Origin of the sequence: Rathayibacter sp. PhB179 (genome assembly GCF_004345345.1) — a bacterium.
Lineage (GTDB): Bacteria > Actinomycetota > Actinomycetes > Actinomycetales > Microbacteriaceae > Rathayibacter > Rathayibacter festucae.
In genome coordinates, this window is record NZ_SLVD01000014.1 from 40,406 (window position 1) to 61,318 (window position 20,913).

Below are 20,913 nucleotides of genomic sequence, written 5' to 3' on the forward strand. Positions count from 1 at the left end.
TCTCTTGGTCTGCCCACGTTGGCGTTGGCTTAGGAGCGGACGAGTCGGGCGATGGCGTCGGATGCTTCTTGGAGCTTGATCTTCGCTTCGTCGCCGCCGAGCGTCGCGGCTTCGAGGACGCAGTGGTTGAGGTGGTCATCGAGTAGGCCGAGGGCGACGGATTCGAGGGCGCTGGTCATGGCGGAGATCTGGGTGAGGATCTTGATGCAGTACTGCTCGTCCTCGACCATGTTCTGCAGCCCGCGTGCTTGCCCCTCGATGCGGCGCAGTCGGCGCAGGTACTGGTCCTTGTCGGAAATGTAGCCGTGAGTGGCGGTGCTCTCCCGGTCCGAGTCGTGAGTCACGGTGTCCTTCCCGTTACGGAGGCTCCTGTCAGCCGATCTGGTCGCTCTCTGCATACTCTAGGGGGGTATTTTTCGTCGTTCTCTGGGCGACGTTGCGGCAGCGATGGACGACGCGGGAGGTGAGGCTCATGATGCGGATCCTCTCGTCGACGCCGGCGCCGGTGATGCGCGCCGTCATGGTCGTTCTCACGCTGATGGCTCTGCTGCTGGGCGTGTTCGCGATGCAGTCGATGATGGGCAGCCACACCGATACGACGGCGGTCAGCGACCACGCCTACGCCCAGTCGGCCGCGCATGCCGAGGCGTCGCCGGTGGCACGCCCAGCGGAGACGCATCACTCGGCAGGTGATTCCACGCCCGGCGTGCTGGTCCCGATGATCCCGTGCGATGAGAGCTGCGCGATGAGTTGCGCGCTGATGGCGGCCACCTGCGTGATCGTGTTCCTGCTCACCGCCCTGGTGCTCCTGGCGCGGACGCCGGCCCTGTACGCGCGCGTCTTGGACGCGGGTCCGCAGCTGGTGCGTCTGCTGCCGAGGGCACGCTTCCACATCTATTTGCCGTCGTTGACGGTCCTCTCGATCAGTCGAACCTGAGTCGCCTCCGCTGCTGCTGCGTCTGCGGCAGTCACACCACCGCGCCCTTTTCCGCGCGGTTCCTGGCGACTTCTTCACACCGACTGAACGGACACGACCCTCATGACCACCACGCGCACTCTTCTGACGAGCACTCTCGTCCTGGCCACCGCGATCACTCTCGCCTCCTGCTCCTCGGATACCTCCTCGGGAACGAGCGGGATGAACGGGATGAGCGGCAGCAGCTCTTCCGCGACGGCCGCGCCGTCTTCCTCTGCGGACGCGGGGCAGGACTTCAACGACCAGGACGTCACGTTCGCGACGATGATGAAGCCCCACCACGAACAGGCGGTGGAAATGGCCGACATGATCCTCGCGAAGGACGGCATCAGCGCCGACGTCACCGACCTCGCGACCCAGATCAAGGACGCGCAGGGCCCGGAGATCACCCAGCTCGAGGAGTGGATCACCGCCTGGGGCGGCGATGACTCGATGTCCGGGATGGACCACAGCATGGACGGGATGATGTCCGACGAAGACATGTCCGCCCTCGAGGACGCCACCGGCGTAGACGCCGAGAAGCTGTTCCTCGAGCAGATGATGCAGCACCACGAGGGCGCGGTGGAGATGGCGAAGACCGAGATCAACGACGGTCAGAACCCCGACGCGATCAAGCTCGCGAACACGATCGTGCAGACGCAGACGGAGGAGATCGCGACCATGCAAGACCTCCTCGCCACCCGCTGACCCGACTCATCCTTTCCCCAGGGCAGGCGCAGCCGTAGCTGCGGCCCGCCCGGGCGCGCTTTTCGCCGCGCCCGCCCGGGGGTCGCCGTACCTGGCGATCCCCGGGTCCCTCCTCTTCGCGCCCCCGTGCGCACGATCAGAAATGCTCCTTCATGCACCACGTCACTTCGTTCACCGTTCCGCTTGGGCCGGGAGGCGCCCGGTGATCGGCTTCAGCCCGAACCACTCCACGAGCCGGCGAAGCGCGAACCGCTCCACCGCATCCGCCGGTCCAGACGCTCCGCCGCCGGCCGGCGTTTCAGGTCGGCGGCGCACGTACGCTGCTCCGTCTCTGTCGGATGCGCGAGAGCTGCAACGCGCCGCCCGCGCCGCGGCGCGGCCACGTCCCGCGCCCGCAGGAATGCGCGGAGCGCGGCCTCGATTCTCGGCCGTGTGCGCGATGACACTGGTCGCGATGATCGCCGCGACCTCGTCCATGCCCGCGTTCGCCGTCGACACGGGCAGAAACCCTTCGAGTGCCGCGCCCGGTGTTGCGGCGCAGCCTCAGACGTTCGTCGCCGCCGGCGCAGTCCAGCAAACCGTCACCCGGGACGCCTTCGCAGCGGAAGCCAAACCCGAAGTGCTCGTCCCCACCGTGGTCGCCACCGAACTGATCGAGGACGCCGCGCAGGAGGAAACGGTCGCGGGAACTCTCAGCGGGGCGTGGGTTCTCCCTGTCGCGGGACGCATTTCCAGCACGTTCGGTCCTCGCCCTGACGCGCCTGTCGCCGGTGTCAGCGCGTTCCACAAGGGCACCGATCTGGCGGCGCCGTGCGGAACTCCCGTGCTCGCGGCGGCCAACGGAACGGTCGAAGAAGTCGGCTACGCGGGCAGCTACGGCAACTGGATCCTCCTCGAGAACGACGACGGCATCCAGACCGGGTACGCGCACAACGGCGAGCTGCTGGTCGAGGTGGGCGAGCAGGTCGCTGCCGGCGACGTCATCGCGCTCGTCGGCTCCACCGGCGCCTCCTCCGGCTGCCACCTGCACTTCGAGACACGCGTCGACGGGACTTCCATCGACGCCGAGGCGTTCATGAGTGAGATCGGAGTCGACCTTGGCTGAGCACACCCCACCCCTCACCGGCGGTGCACCAGCGGGCAGGAGCAGGCACCCCTCCCACGTGGCCGGTGTCCTCGCCGCGGCTGCCGCCCTCGCCGCGCTCACCGGCTGCACCGCTTCGGCGGTCACCGACCGGCCAGCGGCCCCCGAAGGGTTGGAGCACGTGCACGGCCTGGGCTGGGACCCGGTCACCGGCCTCACCTACGCCGCGGCGCACTCCGGCGTCTGGGTGATCGACACCGACATCCTCGGTGACACGTATCCGGCGGCCTCCACAGCGGCCCCGTCAGCGGACGGGCCGATCGCTGATCGCGCGCAGGACACGATGGGATTCACGATCACGTCCGACGGAGTGTTCTACGCCTCCGGGCACCCCGACCCCGCGGACGCGGCCGCAGCCGGCCCCAGCCTCGGGCTGATCAGCAGCACCGACGCGGCTCGCACCTGGGAGTCGTTGTCCCTCAGTGGTGAAACAGACTTCCACGACCTCGCGACCATCAGCCTCGACGATGCCCGCACCCGCGTCTACGGGTACGACGCGGGGACAGGGATCATCCGCCGCAGCGATGACTCCGGCGCCACCTGGACCGACACCGCCGCCCTCGCGCTGCGGGATCTGACCGTGGACCCTCAGCGCCCGGACCGGGTGCTCGCGAGCACCGACGCGGGACTGCAGGTCAGCGACGACGCGGGCGCGAGCTTCCGCGTTGTGGACGGCGCTCCCGCCCTGTATCTGGTCGAAGGGACACCGGAAGGCGCCCTCGTCGGGGTCGACGTCGAGGGGACGCTCTGGACGGGAGCACTCGAGGGCGGCTGGGACAGCCACGGGACCCTGACAGGGATCCCGGAGGCGTTCGCGGTCGTCGGCGGTGAGGAGTCGTGGATCCTCGCCGCCGACGAGCGCGGCATCGTCGCCAGCAGCGACTACGGCGCGAGCTGGACGGTGCTGCGCGCGTCCTCGTGACGGGGAGCATCCGTGCCGCGCTCGCGCGCTGCGCGGGTGCTCGCCTCCGGGGTGAGATCCAGCCGGCGCAGCAGCTGCGCGTTCACCGCGACGACGACCGTCGATGCAGACATCAGCAGCGCCCCCACCGACATGGGCAGAACGAATCCGATCGGGGCGAGCGCTCCCGCGGCGAGGGGGACGGAGAGGAGGTTGTAGCCGGCCGCCCACCACAGGTTCTGCTTCATCTTCCGGTAGCTCGCCCGGGACAGCTCGATCACGGACAACACCGATCGCGGATCATCGGACGCGAGGATGACGCCGGCGGAGGCGATCGCGACGTCCGTGCCGGCGCCGATCGCGATGCCCACGTCCGCCTGCGCGAGAGCGGGAGCGTCGTTCACGCCGTCCCCGACCATCGCGACGCGACGGCCCTCTTTCTGCAACTCGATGACCTTCGCGGCCTTGTCCTCAGGCTTCACGCCGGCGAACATCCGATCGATGCCGAGCTCGTCGGCGACGGTGCGGGCGACGGCTTCGGCGTCACCGGTGATCATGACCACCTGCACGCCGATCGCGTGCAGCGCGTCGACCGCCTGCCGGGACTCCTCCCGCACCTCATCCGCCAGCCCGAGAGCACCGAGGACCTTCCCGTCCCGCAGGACGTGCAGGATGATCATCCCTTCCGCCTCCCACGCTCGGGTCTGCTCCAGCGCAGCCGCCTGGTGCGCTGCCAGCATCGACGGACCCCCCACGCTCACGGCCGCGCCCTCGACGGTCGCGGTGACTCCGACCGCCGTCGACGCCTGGAACCCGGTCGCTTTCGGCACCGTCACACCACGGGTGGTGGTGGCGGCGATGATCGCGCGAGCGAGGGGATGCTCACTGTCCGCCTCGACCGCCGCGGCGACCGCGAGCAGCTGCTCCTCCGACACCTCCCCGGAGGTGTGGACGGCCGCGAGGGTCGGCTCGCCCTTCGTGAGGGTGCCCGTCTTATCGAACAGGACCGTGTCCACTGTGCGCATGCTCTCCAGCGCGAGACGGTCCTTCACCAGGACGCCGCCCTTCGCGGCGCGCTCGGTCGCGATGGATACCACCAGCGGGATCGCCAGGCCCAGTGCGTGTGGGCAGGCGATCACCAGGACGGTGATCGTGCGGATCACTGCGTCGTCGGGGCTGCCCAGCAGCGACCACACGATCGCCGTGATCACGCCGGAGCCCAGCGCGAACCAGAACAGCCACGCGGCCGCCACGTCCGCGATGCGCTGCGCGCGGGAGGATGAGTTCTGCGCCTGCGTGACCAGACGCTGAATCCCGGCCAGGGCGGTGTCGTCCCCGACCGCCGTCACCTCGACGCGCAGTGCTGTGTCCGTGGCGACCGTGCCGGCGACGACCGTGGACCCCGGCCCGCGGCTCACCGGACGGGACTCGCCGGTGATCATCGACTCGTCCACATCCGCGGTGCCCTCGATGACCCGGCCATCCGCCGGCACCCGGCTCCCGGGGCGCACGATCACGACATCCCCCTGCGCCAGCTCGCTCGGAGACACCTTCTCCACCTGCTCGCCCCGCACCCGCTCCGCCTCATCCGGCAGCAGCGCCGCGAGTGAGTCCAGCGCGGTGGAGGTCTGCGCGAGGGAGCGCATCTCGATCCAGTGCCCGAGCAGCATGATCACGATCAGCAGCGCCAGTTCCCACCAGAAATCGAGCTCGTGATCCAGCAGCCCGACACTCGCACCCCATGAAGCGAGGAACGCGACCGTGATTGCCAACGCGATCAGCAGCATCATCCCGGGCGTTCTCGAGCGCAGCTCCGACACCGCACCCTGCAGGAACGGCCGCCCGCCCCACACGTACATCACTGTCCCGAGCACCGGCGAGACCCACTCCACCCCCGGAACGGGAGGGAGGGCGTAACCCAGGATCGTCGAGAACATGCCGCTGAACGCCACCACCGGCACCGCGAAGACCAGCATGATCCAGAACAACCGCCGGAACTGCCCCACATGATCGCCGTGCCCGCCGTGCCCGCCGTGCCCGCCGTGCCCGCCGTGCGCATCGGCGCCGGGCGTCATCTGGTGGCCGGCATGAGGGTCCGGCGAGCCCTGCATCTGATGCCCGGCCTGTCCATCGGGCGCTGTGCTCACGTGGTGCCCGATGTTCGCGGCCGAGTTTGGTTCACTCGGTGCCTTAGCCTCGTGCTCGTGTGCCGGTGAGTGGTGCTGCGCCATGATGACTCCTCCTGGTCGCTTCCGACCCGTTCCCGAAGCTATACCCCCCGGGGGTATTGGACAACGGGCGGAACCCGCAGGGAATTCCCGATCTCGTCACGACTGTCAGAGGGTGCCGTGACGGCGGTTGCGCCGGCCGGTCAGTGTTTGGCTACGAGGGTCGGCTGCAGGTGGATCTCGTCGAGGTTGGGGAGCGCGTGTCCCAGTCGGTGCCGCGCTTCGTCGATCACCGCGGTCGCTTCGGCGAGTGTGCCGTCCGTGACGACGAGGGTGGCTGCGCCCTGGAGGCGGTGGCCGACCCAGCGCAGTTGCAGTCGGGGGACCTCGAGCACGCCCGGTGTGTGGCGGAGGGTCGCTTCGGCCCGGTCGAGGAGGTCGGGTTCGATGCCGTCCATCAGTCGCCGGCCGATGGAGCGGACGGTGCCCCACAGCAGCACGATGATTGCCGCGGAGATGAGCAGACCCACGAGGGGATCGGCGAGCGGGAAGCCGAGCAGCACTCCGATCGCGCCGACGACGACCGCGAGCGAGGTGAAGCCGTCAGTCCGGGCGTGGACGCCGTCCGCGACGAGCGCGGCCGATCCGATTCGACGGCCCACGCGGATGCGGTAGATCGCGACGGCCTCGTTGCCCGCGAACCCGATGACACCGGCGGCGATGACCCAGCCCAGGTTCTCGAGAGGCTGCGGGTTCACGAGACGATCGATGGACTGCCAGGCCGCGATGATCGCCGAGAGGGCGACGACGGCGACGATGAACAGACCCGCGAGGTCTTCCGCTCGTCCGAGGCCGTAGGTGTAGCGGCGGGTCGCCGCTCGGCGTCCGAGGATGAACGCGATCCAGAGCGGCACGGCTGTTAGGGCGTCCGAGAAGTTGTGGATCGTGTCCGCCAGCAGCGCCACGGAACCCGAGATCGTGACCACGGCCAGTTGCAGGACGGTCGTGGCGAGAAGGATGACCAGGCTGATCTTCAGCGCCCGAACCCCCTCCTTGCTCGCTTCCAGCGCGTCATCGATCGAATCCGGAGCATCGTGCGAGTGCGGCACGAACAGCCCGTGCAGGAATCCCTTGAACCCGGTCGGGTGCGAGTGCCCCTCCGGGCCGCGCGAGTGTTCCCCGGCGTGCTCGTGGTGGTGGTCATGGTCGTGGTGGGCGTCGAGATGCGCATCGTGACTACCGCGGGGGGCGGAAGCGGCGCTCATGACGCCTGATCCGACCGCGCGTGGTGATGACGAGGTGTCCCGCCGAGGGAGTGCTCGGCCTGGAAGATGGCATCGGTCACGAGCTGGCTCGCGTGCTCATCCGCCAGCCCGTAGAACACGCGCGTACCGTCCTGACGCGTGGTGACCATCCGCGTCAGTCGCAGCTTCGCGAGATGCTGCGACACCGCCGCCGGCGACTTCGCCACCACCTCCGCCAGCTCGTTCACCGACTTCTCGCCGTCTCGCAGAGCGAGGATCAATCGCACCCGCGTCGCATCGGCCAGCATCGCGAACACCTCCACCGCGAGCTCCACGAACGCACTGTCGGGCTCGCGGCCGCATCTCCTACTATCTGCATCCATACGCAGATCATTGCACGTGTGCGATGGGAGCCGCCTTCAACGGCGGATGTCACGCGCGGCCACCTTGCTCGGCAGCCTGTCCGTGGACGATCGTTCACGAGACAGCCGAGGAGCGCAGCGCCGCGATCGGCGCGCCGTGTTCCACGGCCCGTGTCCGAGAGCTATGACCCACTAAGTACGTTCGCAGTACAGTCAGCCATGGCTTCAATCGGATACGCGCGCGTCTCGACGAGAGACCAGAACCCTGACGCCCAGACCGACGCGCTCACGGCGGCCGGCTGCGAGAAGGTGTTCGTGGAGCACGCCTCCGGAGTGCTCGCGAAGCGTCCCGCGCTCGAGGACGCTCTCGATTACCTCCGCGAGGGCGACTCCCTCGTCGTGACCAAGCTCGACCGCCTCGGCCGGTCGGTGCGGAACTTGAAAGAGGTGGCCGACGGCCTCCAGCAGCGCGGCGTCGGACTGAAGGCTCTCTCCCAGGGCATCGACACCACCACTCCGGGCGGCCGGCTGTTCTTTCACATGCTCGCCGCGATCGCGGAGTTCGAGCACGACCTCATTGTGGAGCGCACCCACGACGGCCTCGCCGCCGCTCGAGCCCGCGGTCGCAAGGGCGGCGGGCGCTTCAAGATGACGCCCACGAAGGCGAAGCAGGCGCGCGCGATGTACGACGAGAAGACGTACACGGTCCAGCAGATCGCCGAGACCTTCGGCGTCTCACGCGGCACCATCTACCGCCACCTCACCGAAGACCACTGACCGCCGCCGCGACGAGCGTCGCGGTTCACGGACACGAGCGGACGCCGACCTCTGGTCGGCGGCGGTGCTGAGCGCTGCGCGCATTTTGCCTGGAAGCCTTCGGCAGCGTACGGGCCTGCGGCGTCCACGCAAGCCGCTGCGCGGCCGGCTCCTCCGACGTTCTCGGCACGCGGTCGCTGCGCTCCCTCACATCGCGCCGACAACCTCTCCGCCGCCGCCCTCCGGGTTGCGCTCCCGCCTCCGACCCTGCTCGGCACTACGTGCCTTCCAGGCAAAAAAACGCTGGGAGAGAAGGAAGAACAGACGAGCCAGACCACCCCCGCTGGCTTGACAAATTTGATTGAGAATCCCGGCAAAGAAACGAGGGGGAAGGGCAGGACAAGATCGCCGCCCAGACCTGAGAGCACTGACGACGAGAGGACCCACCATGAACGACTCCACGACTACCGAACCGCAGGCACGGACCTTCCCCGACGCGCTGGCCGAGTTCGTGTCCGTGTTCTCACGCGAGGACCTGGCCGACGATCTGGCAGTGCGGCTGACCTGTGTCGAGGTCGACGCGCTGGCCGGACTCCTGCGAGCATTCGGAGGGGACGAGGCCGCGGACCTATGGATCACGCAGCACTCGACCGACGATGACGAGGGCGACGCCCACCACATCGCGGAAGGAGAGTGAGACTCATGGCGCTGACTGTCTACTCGAAGCCGTCGTGCGTGCAGTGCACCATGACCTACCGGGTGCTCGAGAAGAGGGGCATCGAGTACACCGTCGTGGACATCACCACCAACGCCGCCGCGCTCGCGTACATCACGGAGGAGCTGGGCTACTCTGCCGCTCCCGTGGTCGTTGCGAGCGATCAGGATCACTGGTCGGGGTTCCGTCCCGACCTCATCGAGAAGCACGCCGCGTGAACGGCCCGGACGCCTCAAGCGACGAGTACCGGGCCGGGTATCTCGCTGGGCAGGCCGATCGGCAGGGAGAGATCGACGCGCTCGACTTCCTGGCCGATCGGCTCTACCGCGCCGCCTACGGCGACGAGCGACGCCTTCCGGCCTACGCTTCGACGCGCGCCGAGCTCGAACAGCGCAGAGCGCTGTCCGAGCCGCCGGTCGAGGTCACCCGGCGCGACGCTCTGGCGTCTTGGGGCATCGAGCCGGTCTCCACTGACACACCCACGGCTGACGCCGAGAAGAAGATTTCGTCGATGTCGACGGGACGAACGAACCACACGAGCAGGAGACGCCAAATGAGCACCAGAACCATCACCGGCAACCTCGCCACCGACCCCGAGCCTGTACAGGCCGGGCGCGTGCAGATCGTGAAGCTGCGCGTCATCGAGAACACCGGCGAATACCGGGCGGGGGAGTGGACTGCGCACGAGGCGCCGACGACGCACTTCGTGGAAGCGAAGTTCGAGCTGGGCGAGCACGTGCTCGCCTCTCTCCACCGAGGTGACGCCGTGATCGTCGTCGGCTACGAGCGCACCGTCACTTGGGGCGAGGGAGAGAGCCGCCGCAGCGGCCGCGTCCTCGAAGCTGACGCCATCGGCCCCAACCTCACCCGCGCGACCGCCGTCCTCACCACCGCCGAGCGGCGGGCGCCGCGCCGCAGCACCGACTCTGCCGACGATAAGTCGGATCGCTGACCGCGTCGTCGACTTCCCACTCCGCCTCGTGGAGCTCCACCGCTCGCGAGGAAACCCCACACCGCTCAGGACAGGCATGACCGACCAACTCCCGCGCGAGGAACCGATCGTTCCGCGCTCCACTCCCTGCGCTTCTTGCCCCTATCGCGTCAACGTGCCCTCCGGGATCTGGGACGCCGACGAGTACGCGAAGCTCCCTCGATACGACGCCGACGTCCCCGACCAGCCGACCGCGGTGTTCCTCTGCCACCTCGATGAGGGATGCGCGTGCGCAGGGTGGCTCGGCCACGCGAACCCCGCGAATCTACTCGCCGTGCGCCTCGGTGTCCTCCGTCACCGCCTCGACCCGGCCTGCCTCACCTACACGAGCGACGTGTCGCTGTTCCCCAGCGGCGAGGCCGCCGCTGAACACGGCCGACGCGACATCACCCACCCCAGCTCTCAAGCGGCCGCAGCGATCGACAAGCTCGAGCGCCTCCGACACCTCGCCAGCACAGATCACGATTCAGCGATCCAGTAACCCGGACGCCGCGAGCTGACGCCGCGGCGCCGCGCCTCCTCTGCCGCTCCTTCGAGGTGGCGCGAGGCGCGATAAGAGCCTCGAGAAACTGCAGAGACCAGCGGGTCGACTCGAACTCGGCGTCCGCGGAACTGCGGAAGGCCACCGCTCCCGAGGGCCGGCGCCGCCATCCGTGAGGGGCGACCCCCTCACACTCCCCGGTCTTTCCCGGTCCGGGGCGCGAGCTTCGCTCGCGCAGCGGCGACGGAGCGCCGCGAGTGGAGGCCGCTGCGCGGCCCGTTCCACCCGTTTTCTTCACCTCTCCGCGGTCTCAACCTATTTCGCTCCACCGGCTGCGTGCCACCGCGATCGGACGCGCCCTGCGGGCTTATTTCGCCCGATCGCGGCGTCACTGCGCCGCCTCCACTCAAACGGTTCTTCCCGCCGGAGAGGCAAAGAAAACGATCAGCCAGAGGGAGACACACCATGAGCCAGCAGCGCGGCATCCGTACCGAGGTCATCACCACGACCACCCACAGCCCCGGCATCGATGGCATCAGCTGGACCACGCGAGAGGTCGTCATCGTCGGCGCCGGGGGCCGCGATCCGGTGACCGAGCAGACCCCGGCCGTGCACCTGGTCACCCGCGCGGGCGGCGCGTCGCTGGCCGGGATGACGCTGCAGCACTTCGAGCGCACCGAGCCGCTTCCCGCGGGCCGAGTCGGCTACATGGCGTCCGGCGCCTTCGTCGTCGTGCCGGTCGCCGTCGCCCGAGCGCTCGACCTGTTCCCCGCCGCGTACGCGCTGCACGACCGCAGCGAGACGCCCGCCGACTACCGCGCCAACGACTGACCCCCCCGAGATGAGAAGGAGAACCGACATGCTCACCATCACCCACACTCCCGAGGCCGGAACCCTCATCGAGGGGACCAGCCGCGGCGACGGAACCGCCGAGATCCTGAAGGCGTCCGGCTGGCGCTGGGGCCGCTCCATCGGCGCCTGGTACGTCCCGCAGTCCCGCGACCGCCTCCCGAAGTGGTCGACCATCAACGGCGCGGCGGCCGCGCTGCGCGCGGCAGGGCACGAGGTGACCGTCGAAGCTGACGAGAGTTTCCGGTCCGCCGCCGAGGTCGAGGGCGCGAAGATCGAGCGCCAGGCCGCCCGCGTCGACGCGCTCGACGCCAAGGCCGACCGCCGCGCCGCGCAGGCGGACGACGCAGACGAGGCCGCGCGACGCGCCCTGCGCCGCCTGCCTGAGGGCGGCGAGCTGATCAAGATCGGCCACCACTCCGAGAACCGCCACCGCGCCGCGATCACCAAGGCCGACGCCGCGTTCGGCCGCAGCGTCGAGGCCGACCGGGAAGCCACCCGCGCCCGCGCTCGCGCCGACGTCGCGGCCCGGACGACCGAGGCCCGCTACCTTCCGCGCACGGTCGCCCGCCGCATCGACCGGCTCGACACGGACCTCAGGCTCCTGACCCGCCGGATCGAGGGCGGCTCGCACAATTTTGGCGGCGGCCACATCGAGACGACCGCCCCCGCCACCGGCGCGCGGCTTGACCGGCTGCGCACCGAGCGGGCGCAGCTCGAGAACGAGCGCGACTACTGGAGCACCGTCCGCGAGGCGCAGGCCGCCGCCGGTGCGATCACGATCCACAGCCGCGACACGATCGCCAAGGGCGACGCGATCGAGCACAAGTTCGGGTGGAGCACCGTGACCCGCGTGAACCCCAAGACCGTGACCGTCGCCCTCGACTGGAACGGCGGGACCAGGCCCTACTCCGTCGCCTACGCCGACATACAGGGGCACCGCCCCGCGGCCGACGTCGCAGCCGCCGAGGAGGTAGCCGCCGTGAGCTAGGCGGGGCGGGCCGGCCCTGCCGGCCCGTGAGGGGCGTTCCCCTCACACTCCCCAGCGCCCCCGTTCCGGGGCGCGAGCTCCGCCCGCGCAGCGGCGACGGAGCGCCGCGAATGGGAGGCCGCGAGGCGGCCCGTTCCACCCGTTTTCTTCACCTCTCCGCGGTCTCAACCTATTTCGCTCCACCGGCTCCGTGCCACCGATTCCGGACGCGCCCTTCGGGCTTATTTCGCCCGGAATCGGCGTCACTGCGCCGCCTCCACTCAAACGGTTTTCCCCGCCGGAGAGGCAAAGAAAAACGATCAGCCAGACAGACCCGCAGGTGTACTAGACCCACGGAGAATGTCACCCCGCTGATCCCCACCGAGGGAGAACCGACCGTGACCACCACCACGAAGACCCGCAAGCCCGGAACGACCAAGAAGCGCCCGCCGCGCACGACGCCGGAGGAGCGCCGCGAGCAGGCGACCGCGCTGCACGAGAGCATCACCGAGCAGGTCGAAGCCCTGCGCGACTCCGACCAGTGGCGCCGGTTCCTCGCGTTCGCGTCCTCGTTCCACCGCTACAGCCTGGGCAATCTGCTGCTGATCCTCGCTCAGCGCCCGGACGCCTCCGCGGTCGCGGGGTTCAAGGCGTGGCAGGCGAAGGGTCGCCAGGTGCGCAAGGGTGAGAAGGCGATCAAGATCTTCGGCTTCGCTCAGCGCAAGATCGCCGCTGACGAAGCGCCCGAGGAAGGCACCACGACCAGCACCGACGAGAAGGGGCAGAAGACCCAGACGTACTACCCGCTCGTGTCCGTGTTCGCGATCGAACAGACCGACCTGGCGGAGGGCGCCGAGGATCCCCGCGACATCGCGCAAAAGCTCACCGGCGATCAGGACCACGGCGCCATCGAGGCCCTGACGGCCGCTCTCGAGGGCGAAGGCTGGACGCTCGAGCGCCGCACCCTTCCCGAGGGGACGCACGGCTACGCCGATCCCGCGGAGTGCATCGTCGTCGTCTGCGACACCCTCGCGCCCGAGCAGGCCGCGAAGACACTGATCCACGAGACGGCGCACGTGCTGATGGGTCACGTTGACGACCTGGAGGAGTACGCGCAGCACCGCGGCGTGATGGAGGTCGAAGCCGAGTCCGTCGCCTTCGTTACCGCTGGACTGGCGGGGTTCGATACGAGCGCGTACAGCGTCGGCTACGTCGCATCGTGGAGCAACTGCGACGCCGACGTGATCCGCGGCACCGCCGCTCGCGTACTCACCACCGCGCACCACATCGCCGCGATCCTCGACGCCGACGACGACGAGAGCGAGGACGGCGAGGGCTGAGAGGCGGCGGGCCGGCCTGCGGGCCGGCCCGTGAGGGGCGACCCCCTCACACTCCCCGGATCCCCGTGCCGGGGCGCGAGCTGCACTCGCGCAGCGGCGACGGAGCGCCGCCAATGGGAGGCCGCAATGCGGCCCGTTCCACGCGTTTTCCTTACCTTGTTGCTCGGGCGGTTTCGGCGCAGTCGTAGTGTGTCGATCGTCCGAGGACGGCGGGTATGGCTTCCGTGTTTTCGCCGCTGTGACGGCTCGTGAAGAATGGCCGCCCGCCGCCCACCCGATGGTTCGACCGCTAATTGAGAGAAGCGAACAGATCGCTGCGTAAGGAAAAGTCGGCGTGACCATCACCACCACCTGAAGTTGTGAAGGGAGCGGCCATGCCGCAGATCTGGGCAGGAATCGACGCGGGGAAGGGGCACCATCACTGCGTCGTCATCGACGCAGACGGCGCCAAGCTCCACTCCGCCCGCGTCGCCAACGACGAGGCGGCGCTGCTCGAACTGATCGCTACTGTGACCGATCTCGCCGGTGGCGACGAGTGCCTGTGGGCGATCGACCTCAGCAGTGGGGGAGCAGCACTGATCCTCGGGCTTCTCACCGCCCACGATCTGCCGGTCGTCTACATCCCCGGCCACGCCGTGCACCACGCCGCGAAGGCATACAGGGGCGACGGGAAGACCGACGCGAAGGACGCGGCGATCATCGCCGACCAGGCGCGGATGCGCCGAGACCTGCAACTGCTGAGCGTCGCGGATGAGACCCGGATCGAGCTGCGCGCGCTGACCGCGCACCGGAGGGACCTCGTCTGCGACCGAACCCGGGCCATAAACAGGCTTCGCGGGCATCTGCTCGAGTACTTCCCTGCGCTCGAGCGAGCCTTCAACTACTCCGCCAGCCGCGCCTCGCTCCTCTTGCTCACCGGCTACGCCACGCCGGACGCGATCCGGAAGATGGGGGAGTCGCGCCTGGCGCGGTGGCTTCGCGCGCAGGGCTGCCGGACCGCGGTCGCGACCGCCGCGACCGCGGTCTCCGCGGCGAAGAGCCAGCAGAGCGTGCTCCCTGGCCAGGCGATCGCGGCGGAACTCGCCCGCCGACTCGCACTCGATGTCATCGCTCTTGAAAGCCGTATCGCGGAGATTGACCAGCTCATCGCCGCATGTGTCGAGTCCAGCCGTGCCGCTGAGCTCCTCCGCTCGATGCCGGGCTTCGGGCCGCTACTCGCTGCCGAGTTCCTTGCATCGACCGGCGCTGACCTCAGCGTCTACGTCAGCGCCGACCGTCTCGCCGGCGTTGCTGGTCTCGCCCCGGCGCCGCGCGACTCGGGCAAGATCAGCACCAATCACCACCGGCCACGCCGCTATGACAGGCGGCTGCTGCGTGCCTGTTACCTCGCAGCGATGGTCAGCGTGCAGCAAAAGACCGAGTCGCGAGTCTTCTACGACCGCAAACGCGGCGAGGGGAAGTCGCACAAGCAGGCCATCCTCGCCCTCGCGCGCCGCCGCCTCGACGTCATCTGGGCGATGTTCCGAGACGACCGCAGCTACACGCCCCCGCCTTCCTTTGGGGCTGACTTTGGGGAAAATACAACAGCGCCGATCGCCCCAAAGGAATCTCAAACGACTCGCTCGACGCCATCTCTCCTCGCAGCGTGAGCTTCGCGTTCCTTGCTTCAGCTACGACTGACCGCTGAAGCGGACTCCTCCGTCCTCGCAGAACACGGTCTTCGTCGCATCGCCCTCCATACAGGCGCCATCGACGAGGTTCCGCTCCCCGAGCGGCTCCCGTAGCTCCACGGAGACCGGAACGAGGTCGTTCCCTTGGCAGTTCGCCGCAGCATTCCCATTCGCCTTTACATCCACTCGAACGGCGACCTCCTCCGCGCTGTACGAGACCACGGGCGGCAACGTCTCACCCGTGACTCCAGATGCGCACTCGAGTCGACTCACCAAGAGGTCGATGCGGTCGCTCTGGGCAGACACGGCTGATGGGTCAGCAAGTGCCCACGTCGCAGTCTCGCCTCCTGCGGCTGCGCATCCGGACGATGAGAGAGCGGCGACGATCATCGCGGTCAAGAACAGCGTTCGACGAGTGGGAGACATGCATCCAGAGTCCACCACTCTCCGCGCACTCACCAGCTACGTCGACGGCGGCTGCGCGCTGTCGCTAGAGCGACCGGACGGAGCCGGTCGGAGGAGCCTGCGGCGCTGTTGACAACCTGATTGAGATTCTTCACCTCTCCGCGGTCTCAACCTATTTCGCTCCACCGGCTCCGTGCCACCGATAGCGGACGCGCCCTGCGGGCTTATTTCGCCCGCTATCGGCGTCACTACGCCGCCTCCGCTCAAACGGTTCTTCCCGCCGGAGAGGCAAAGAAAAACGATCAGCCAGAGGGAGCACCCACACCATGCAGACCGCCACCGACTTGCAGACCACCACGAAGACCTACCTCACCCTTGCCAACACCCGCGCGGTCGATATCCGCGTCGTGGGCACCGACCCCAAGACGACGCCCTCGGTGCACGTCACCCGCCGCAAGTCCGGCATCTGGGAGGCGTGGCACTCCGACCAGCTGCACGGCATCACCAGCGGCTCGCTCCGCCACTGCGTCGCCCACGCCCGCCGCGCAGCGATCCGCCGCGTCGCCCCGTTCCTGAACCGCCGAGAGGACCACACCATGACCCGCACCGACACCGGCCGCGCCACGGCCGAGGAGCTCGCCCTCATCCTCGACACCCGCCGAGCCGAGTCCGACGACGACGCGACCGCCCCGGACGCCGAGATCCTCGCTCACATCCGCAACACGCTCACCCTTCCCGGCGAAGGAGCCCCGGGCGGATTCCCTGTCACCGATGACGGCACCGCCTACGCCGCCGCGCTGATCGCGTTCCTCACCCCCGCCGACAGTCAGGACACCGGCGCGGCCCTGGTCGCTTTCCTCACCCCGACGCCGGAGACGCTGGATGAGCGTGCGGCACGCATCGAGCTGAACCGGCGAGCGGATGAGGGGTGGCAGGCGCTTTCCCCGGCGGAGCAGGCCGCGCAGATCGCGGCCGTCGAGCGGGTGGAGAACCCCGGCGGGCCGTGCGACTGCGCCAACTGCTCCGAGCCCGCCGACCGGTAGCCGCGCGGTGCGGGCCGGCCTTCTGGGCCGGCCCGTGAGGGGCGACCCCCTCACACTCCCCGGTCTTCCCCGTTCCGGGGGCGCGAGCTCGCGCTCGCGCAGCGGTGACGGAGCACCGCCGGCAGGAGCCGCTACGCGGCCGGATTACCCGTTTTCCTTACCTTGTTGCTCGGGCGGTTTCGGCGCAGTCGTAGTGTGTCGATCGTCCGAGGACGGCGGGTATGGCTTCCGTGTTTTCGCCGCTGTGACGGCTCGTGAAGAATGGCCGCCCGCCGCCCACCCGATGGTTCGACCGCTAATTGAGAGAAGCGAACAGATCGCTGCGTAAGGAAAAGTCGGCGTGACCATCACCACCACCTGAAGTTGTGAAGGGAGCGGCCATGCCGCAGATCTGGGCAGGAATCGACGCGGGGAAGGGGCACCATCACTGCGTCGTCATCGACGCAGACGGCGCCAAGCTCCACTCCGCCCGCGTCGCCAACGACGAGGCGGCGCTGCTCGAACTGATCGCTACTGTGACCGATCTCGCCGGTGGCGACGAGTGCCTGTGGGCGATCGACCTCAGCAGTGGGGGAGCAGCACTGATCCTCGGGCTTCTCACCGCCCACGATCTGCCGGTCGTCTACATCCCCGGCCACGCCGTGCACCACGCCGCGAAGGCATACAGGGGCGACGGGAAGACCGACGCGAAGGACGCGGCGATCATCGCCGACCAGGCGCGGATGCGCCGAGACCTGCAACTGCTGAGCGTCGCGGATGAGACCCGGATCGAGCTGCGCGCGCTGACCGCGCACCGGAGGGACCTCGTCTGCGACCGAACCCGGGCCATAAACAGGCTTCGCGGGCATCTGCTCGAGTACTTCCCTGCGCTCGAGCGAGCCTTCAACTACTCCGCCAGCCGCGCCTCGCTCCTCTTGCTCACCGGCTACGCCACGCCGGACGCGATCCGGAAGATGGGGGAGTCGCGCCTGGCGCGGTGGCTTCGCGCGCAGGGCTGCCGGACCGCGGTCGCGACCGCCGCGACCGCGGTCTCCGCGGCGAAGAGCCAGCAGAGCGTGCTCCCTGGCCAGGCGATCGCGGCGGAACTCGCCCGCCGACTCGCACTCGATGTCATCGCTCTTGAAAGCCGTATCGCGGAGATTGACCAGCTCATCGCCGCATGTGTCGAGTCCAGCCGTGCCGCTGAGCTCCTCCGCTCGATGCCGGGCTTCGGGCCGCTACTCGCTGCCGAGTTCCTTGCATCGACCGGCGCTGACCTCAGCGTCTACGTCAGCGCCGACCGTCTCGCCGGCGTTGCTGGTCTCGCCCCGGCGCCGCGCGACTCGGGCAAGATCAGCACCAATCACCACCGGCCACGCCGCTATGACAGGCGGCTGCTGCGTGCCTGTTACCTCGCAGCGATGGTCAGCGTGCAGCAAAAGACCGAGTCGCGAGTCTTCTACGACCGCAAACGCGGCGAGGGGAAGTCGCACAAGCAGGCCATCCTCGCCCTCGCGCGCCGCCGCCTCGACGTCATCTGGGCGATGTTCCGAGACGACCGCAGCTACACGCCCCCGCCTTCCTTTGGGGCTGACTTTGGGGAAAATACAACAGCGCCGATCGCCCCAAAGGAATCTCAAACGACTCGCTCGACGCCATCTCTCCTCGCAGCGTGAGCTTCGCGTTCCTTGCTTCAGCTACGACTGACCGCTGAAGCGGACTCCTCCGTCCTCGCAGAACACGGTCTTCGTCGCATCGCCCTCCATACAGGCGCCATCGACGAGGTTCCGCTCCCCGAGCGGCTCCCGTAGCTCCACGGAGACCGGAACGAGGTCGTTCCCTTGGCAGTTCGCCGCAGCATTCCCATTCGCCTTTACATCCACTCGAACGGCGACCTCCTCCGCGCTGTACGAGACCACGGGCGGCAACGTCTCACCCGTGACTCCAGATGCGCACTCGAGTCGACTCACCAAGAGGTCGATGCGGTCGCTCTGGGCAGACACGGCTGATGGGTCAGCAAGTGCCCACGTCGCAGTCTCGCCTCCTGCGGCTGCGCATCCGGACGATGAGAGAGCGGCGACGATCATCGCGGTCAAGAACAGCGTTCGACGAGTGGGAGACATGCATCCAGAGTCCACCACTCTCCGCGCACTCACCAGCTACGTCGACGGCGGCTGCGCGCTGTCGCTAGAGCGACCGGACGGAGCCGGTCGGAGGAGCCTGCGGCGCTGTTGACAACCTGATTGAGATTCTTCACCTCTCCGCGGTTTCAACCTATCTCGCTCCGACGCCTCCGTGCCGAGCTTTCCGGACGCGGGCGCAAGCGCCCTTATTTCGCCCGGAAAGCCCGTCACTACGGCGTCTCCACTCAATTGGTTTCATCCCGCCGGAGAGGCAAAGAAAAACGATCAGGAAGACGACAAAAGCCCCGTAGTTGTACTAGAACCACGGGACCTGTCGCCTCAATGATTGCACATTGATTGAGGAGAAACCATCGTGAACACCACTGCAACCGGGACCATCGAGCACCTCGACCCGACCGCCCTCGTGATCGAGCAGAACGTCCGCACCAGCGCCCCGCTGACGAAGGAGTTCCTCGACTCCATCCGTCAGAGCGGCATCCTCTCGCCCGTCCTCGGACGCCGCGACGAGCACGGCAACGTCATCGTCCGCGCCGGACAGCGCCGCACCCTCGCGAGCCGTGAAATCGGCCTCGCGACGATCCCCGTCTACGTCGTGGAGGGCGACGACAAGACCGCCGACCGGATCGTGCAGCAGATCATCGAAAACGACCAGCGCGCCGAACTCACCACCGCCGACCGCACCGCGGCATGGGCGCAGCTGTCCTTCGAGGGCCTGTCGGCCGCGAGCATCGCCAAGCGCACCGGCACCAAGCCCGCGACCGTGAAAGCCGGACTCGCGATCGAGGAGTCCGCAGCCGCCCGAACCGCGCTGCACGAGCACGAGCTGACCCTGGACCAGGCCGCGGTCATCCTCGAATTCGAGGACGACGAGGAAGCCCGCGCCGACCTCATCACCGTCGCCACCACCAACCCCGTCCAGTTCGCCCACACCGCGGAGCGCTACCGCAAGGCGCGCGCCCGCCGCGTCGCCGTCCTCGTGGAGGAATCCAACCAGGAGGCCGCGGGATTCGTCATCCTCACCCGCGAGCAGGTCGACGGCGAGGGCAGCGCGTGGGTCGTCATCGACCCGCTGCGCACGGAGGACGGCAAGCGCGTCACCGCTGAGCATATCGCGACCATCGAGCCGCGCGGCGTCCTCGTGAGCACCATCTACGACGGCAACACCCACGTCTCCTACGCGATCCAAGACCCCGCGGCCCACGGATTCAGCTACGCCTACAACGCGCCCGCCGCACCCGAGACGGACGAGGAGAAGGCCGAGAAGTCCGCCGAGCGCCGCATCCTCCTCGCGAACAACCGCGCCTGGATCGCCGCGGAGACGGTGCGCCGCGACTGGATCGCGACGCTCCTGTCTCGCAAGACCCTCCCGAAGGACGCGGAGCGCATCATCGCCCTGGGTCTGACCGCGCACCGCCCCTCGGTGTCGGGCGGGATGAGCAACGGCAACGCTCTCGCGCACACCCTCCTCGGCGTCCCCCAGCCCTCCGGCTACCACGCCGACGCGCTGGCTCCGCTGGTCGAGGCGAACACCGCGAAGGCCCGCCTGGTCGCACTGGCCGTCGTCCTTGCAGGGCAGGAGGCGAACACGAGCAAGGAGTCCTGGCGCCGCGGCGACGCCCGCGCCGCCGCTCACTTCCGCCAGCTCGCCGCGTGGGGCTACGCGCTGTCTCCGGTCGAGCAGGTCGTCACCGGCGACACCACCTCGGCTGAGGCTGCCGGGCTGAGCTAGCCGCCGCCGAGTGGACCGGCCCAGTGCGGGCCGGTCCACGAGGGGGGACGCTTCCCCCCTCGACCCCCCACCTGAGCCGGCGCCGGCCGAACGGGATCCGCCAGCGGTCAGGAGCTCGCGTGGCCAGGACTGCTCGAGCGGACGCTGCGCGGCCGCGTACTCCGCCGCGCCGCGACGGGCGCCGGCGTGCAGAGCACGCCCCTGCTCCCCGCTGCGCTCCGATCGCTGCGCGCTCGTTCTTCTGCCGAAGCACCTGCGGCATCGTACGGGCGCTACGTGGAGCGCAAGTCGGCTGCGCCGACCGCTCCCTCCGAGATTTTCCGCACGCGGGAGCTTCGCTCCCTCCCATCGCGCGGAAA

The 20,913-nt window shown here is 68.8% G+C and carries 21 protein-coding genes and 2 pseudogenes; 16 read left to right on the forward strand and 7 right to left on the reverse strand.

Translation table 11 applies throughout. The features are described 5' to 3' along the window. Positions 1–29: 29 nt before the first annotated feature. Complete coding sequence (locus tag EDF43_RS21070) at positions 30–344, reverse strand: metal-sensitive transcriptional regulator (RefSeq protein ID WP_243646394.1); 315 nt, start codon at positions 342–344, stop codon at positions 30–32. Between the two features lie 128 nt (positions 345–472). On the opposite strand from EDF43_RS21070, the gene EDF43_RS21075 reads away from it, so the two are divergent. Continuing rightward, positions 473–937: a hypothetical protein gene (locus EDF43_RS21075; RefSeq protein ID WP_132438416.1), complete on the forward strand. Its 465-nt coding sequence runs from the start codon at positions 473–475 to the stop codon at positions 935–937. Between the two features lie 74 nt (positions 938–1,011). On the opposite strand, the gene EDF43_RS22575 is transcribed toward EDF43_RS21075, so the two are convergent. After that, positions 1,012–1,284: a hypothetical protein gene (locus EDF43_RS22575; protein WP_347812547.1), complete on the reverse strand. Its 273-nt coding sequence runs from the start codon at positions 1,282–1,284 to the stop codon at positions 1,012–1,014. Between EDF43_RS22575 and EDF43_RS22580 the strand changes: the two genes are divergently transcribed. From EDF43_RS22580 to EDF43_RS21090, 3 genes are all read left to right on the forward strand, one after another. Then, positions 1,274–1,663, forward strand: a complete 390-nt coding sequence (locus tag EDF43_RS22580) for a DUF305 domain-containing protein (protein WP_347812548.1) — start codon at positions 1,274–1,276, stop codon at positions 1,661–1,663. The two genes, EDF43_RS22575 and EDF43_RS22580, sit on opposite strands and share 11 nt — an antisense overlap. A gap of 454 nt (positions 1,664–2,117) precedes the next feature. After that, complete coding sequence (locus EDF43_RS21085) at positions 2,118–2,768, forward strand: M23 family metallopeptidase (protein WP_165909230.1); 651 nt, start codon at positions 2,118–2,120, stop codon at positions 2,766–2,768. Positions 2,769–2,826: 58 nt separating this feature from the next. Next, positions 2,827–3,729, forward strand: a complete 903-nt coding sequence (locus EDF43_RS21090) for a F510_1955 family glycosylhydrolase (RefSeq protein ID WP_132438413.1) — start codon at positions 2,827–2,829, stop codon at positions 3,727–3,729. Here the strand turns inward: EDF43_RS21090 and EDF43_RS21095 are convergent. The 3 genes from EDF43_RS21095 to EDF43_RS21105 all read right to left on the reverse strand — a co-directional run bounded on the left by EDF43_RS21095 (position 3,690) and on the right by EDF43_RS21105 (position 7,503). Continuing rightward, the gene (locus EDF43_RS21095; RefSeq protein ID WP_243646400.1) at positions 3,690–5,819 is read right to left on the reverse strand and encodes a heavy metal translocating P-type ATPase; all 2,130 of its coding nucleotides are present in this window, start codon (positions 5,817–5,819) and stop codon (positions 3,690–3,692) included. The two genes, EDF43_RS21090 and EDF43_RS21095, sit on opposite strands and share 40 nt — an antisense overlap. Before the next feature lie 260 nt (positions 5,820–6,079). After that, complete coding sequence (locus EDF43_RS21100) at positions 6,080–7,141, reverse strand: cation diffusion facilitator family transporter (RefSeq protein ID WP_132438411.1); 1,062 nt, start codon at positions 7,139–7,141, stop codon at positions 6,080–6,082. Then, positions 7,138–7,503 (reverse strand): metalloregulator ArsR/SmtB family transcription factor, encoded by a 366-nt coding sequence (locus EDF43_RS21105; RefSeq protein ID WP_132438410.1) that lies wholly within the window; start codon positions 7,501–7,503, stop codon positions 7,138–7,140. Before EDF43_RS21105 ends, EDF43_RS21100 begins: the two co-directional genes overlap by 4 nt. Before the next feature lie 198 nt (positions 7,504–7,701). Here EDF43_RS21105 and EDF43_RS21110 point away from each other — a divergent pair, with 198 nt between their 5' ends. From EDF43_RS21110 to EDF43_RS21150, 9 genes and pseudogenes are all read left to right on the forward strand, one after another. After that, positions 7,702–8,259, forward strand: coding sequence for a recombinase family protein (locus EDF43_RS21110; protein ID WP_123734227.1), 558 nt, complete (start codon positions 7,702–7,704; stop codon positions 8,257–8,259). 427 nt (positions 8,260–8,686) lie between these two features. After that, the gene (locus EDF43_RS21115) at positions 8,687–8,935 is read left to right on the forward strand and encodes a hypothetical protein (protein WP_207901904.1); all 249 of its coding nucleotides are present in this window, start codon (positions 8,687–8,689) and stop codon (positions 8,933–8,935) included. Between the two features lie 5 nt (positions 8,936–8,940). Then, positions 8,941–9,171, forward strand: a complete 231-nt coding sequence (gene nrdH, locus EDF43_RS21120) for a glutaredoxin-like protein NrdH (protein WP_132438409.1) — start codon at positions 8,941–8,943, stop codon at positions 9,169–9,171. After that, on the forward strand, positions 9,168–9,905 hold the full coding sequence (locus tag EDF43_RS21125) for a hypothetical protein (RefSeq protein WP_132438408.1): 738 nt from the start codon (positions 9,168–9,170) through the stop codon (positions 9,903–9,905). Before nrdH ends, EDF43_RS21125 begins: the two co-directional genes overlap by 4 nt. Before the next feature lie 76 nt (positions 9,906–9,981). Beyond that, entirely contained in the window at positions 9,982–10,425 is a 444-nt protein-coding gene (locus EDF43_RS21130) for a DUF6283 family protein (protein WP_132438407.1), read from the forward strand. 465 nt (positions 10,426–10,890) lie between these two features. Then, positions 10,891–11,256: a hypothetical protein gene (locus EDF43_RS21135; RefSeq protein ID WP_132438406.1), complete on the forward strand. Its 366-nt coding sequence runs from the start codon at positions 10,891–10,893 to the stop codon at positions 11,254–11,256. 28 nt (positions 11,257–11,284) lie between these two features. Next, positions 11,285–12,265 (forward strand): DUF3560 domain-containing protein, encoded by a 981-nt coding sequence (locus EDF43_RS21140; protein WP_165909228.1) that lies wholly within the window; start codon positions 11,285–11,287, stop codon positions 12,263–12,265. A 377-nt stretch (positions 12,266–12,642) separates the two neighbouring features. Then, positions 12,643–13,584 (forward strand): ArdC family protein, encoded by a 942-nt coding sequence (locus EDF43_RS21145; protein WP_132438404.1) that lies wholly within the window; start codon positions 12,643–12,645, stop codon positions 13,582–13,584. A gap of 374 nt (positions 13,585–13,958) precedes the next feature. Further along, positions 13,959–15,113, forward strand: a pseudogene (locus tag EDF43_RS21150) (IS110 family transposase); the annotation flags it as partial. A gap of 141 nt (positions 15,114–15,254) precedes the next feature. On the opposite strand, the gene EDF43_RS21155 reads toward EDF43_RS21150, so the two are convergent. Then, complete coding sequence (locus EDF43_RS21155; RefSeq protein WP_165909227.1) at positions 15,255–15,653, reverse strand: hypothetical protein; 399 nt, start codon at positions 15,651–15,653, stop codon at positions 15,255–15,257. A 332-nt stretch (positions 15,654–15,985) separates the two neighbouring features. Here EDF43_RS21155 and EDF43_RS21160 point away from each other — a divergent pair, with 332 nt between their 5' ends. Together EDF43_RS21160 and EDF43_RS21165 are read left to right on the forward strand one after the other, a co-directional pair. Then, positions 15,986–16,702 (forward strand): hypothetical protein, encoded by a 717-nt coding sequence (locus EDF43_RS21160; protein WP_132438402.1) that lies wholly within the window; start codon positions 15,986–15,988, stop codon positions 16,700–16,702. Between the two features lie 380 nt (positions 16,703–17,082). Then, positions 17,083–18,237 (forward strand): annotated as a pseudogene (locus tag EDF43_RS21165) (IS110 family transposase); the annotation flags it as partial. A gap of 141 nt (positions 18,238–18,378) precedes the next feature. On the opposite strand, the gene EDF43_RS21170 reads toward EDF43_RS21165, so the two are convergent. Beyond that, the gene (locus EDF43_RS21170; RefSeq protein WP_165909227.1) at positions 18,379–18,777 is read right to left on the reverse strand and encodes a hypothetical protein; all 399 of its coding nucleotides are present in this window, start codon (positions 18,775–18,777) and stop codon (positions 18,379–18,381) included. A gap of 400 nt (positions 18,778–19,177) precedes the next feature. Here EDF43_RS21170 and EDF43_RS21175 point away from each other — a divergent pair, with 400 nt between their 5' ends. Then, on the forward strand, positions 19,178–20,554 hold the full coding sequence (locus tag EDF43_RS21175) for a ParB/RepB/Spo0J family partition protein (RefSeq protein ID WP_165909226.1): 1,377 nt from the start codon (positions 19,178–19,180) through the stop codon (positions 20,552–20,554). Positions 20,555–20,913 lie beyond the last annotated feature (359 nt).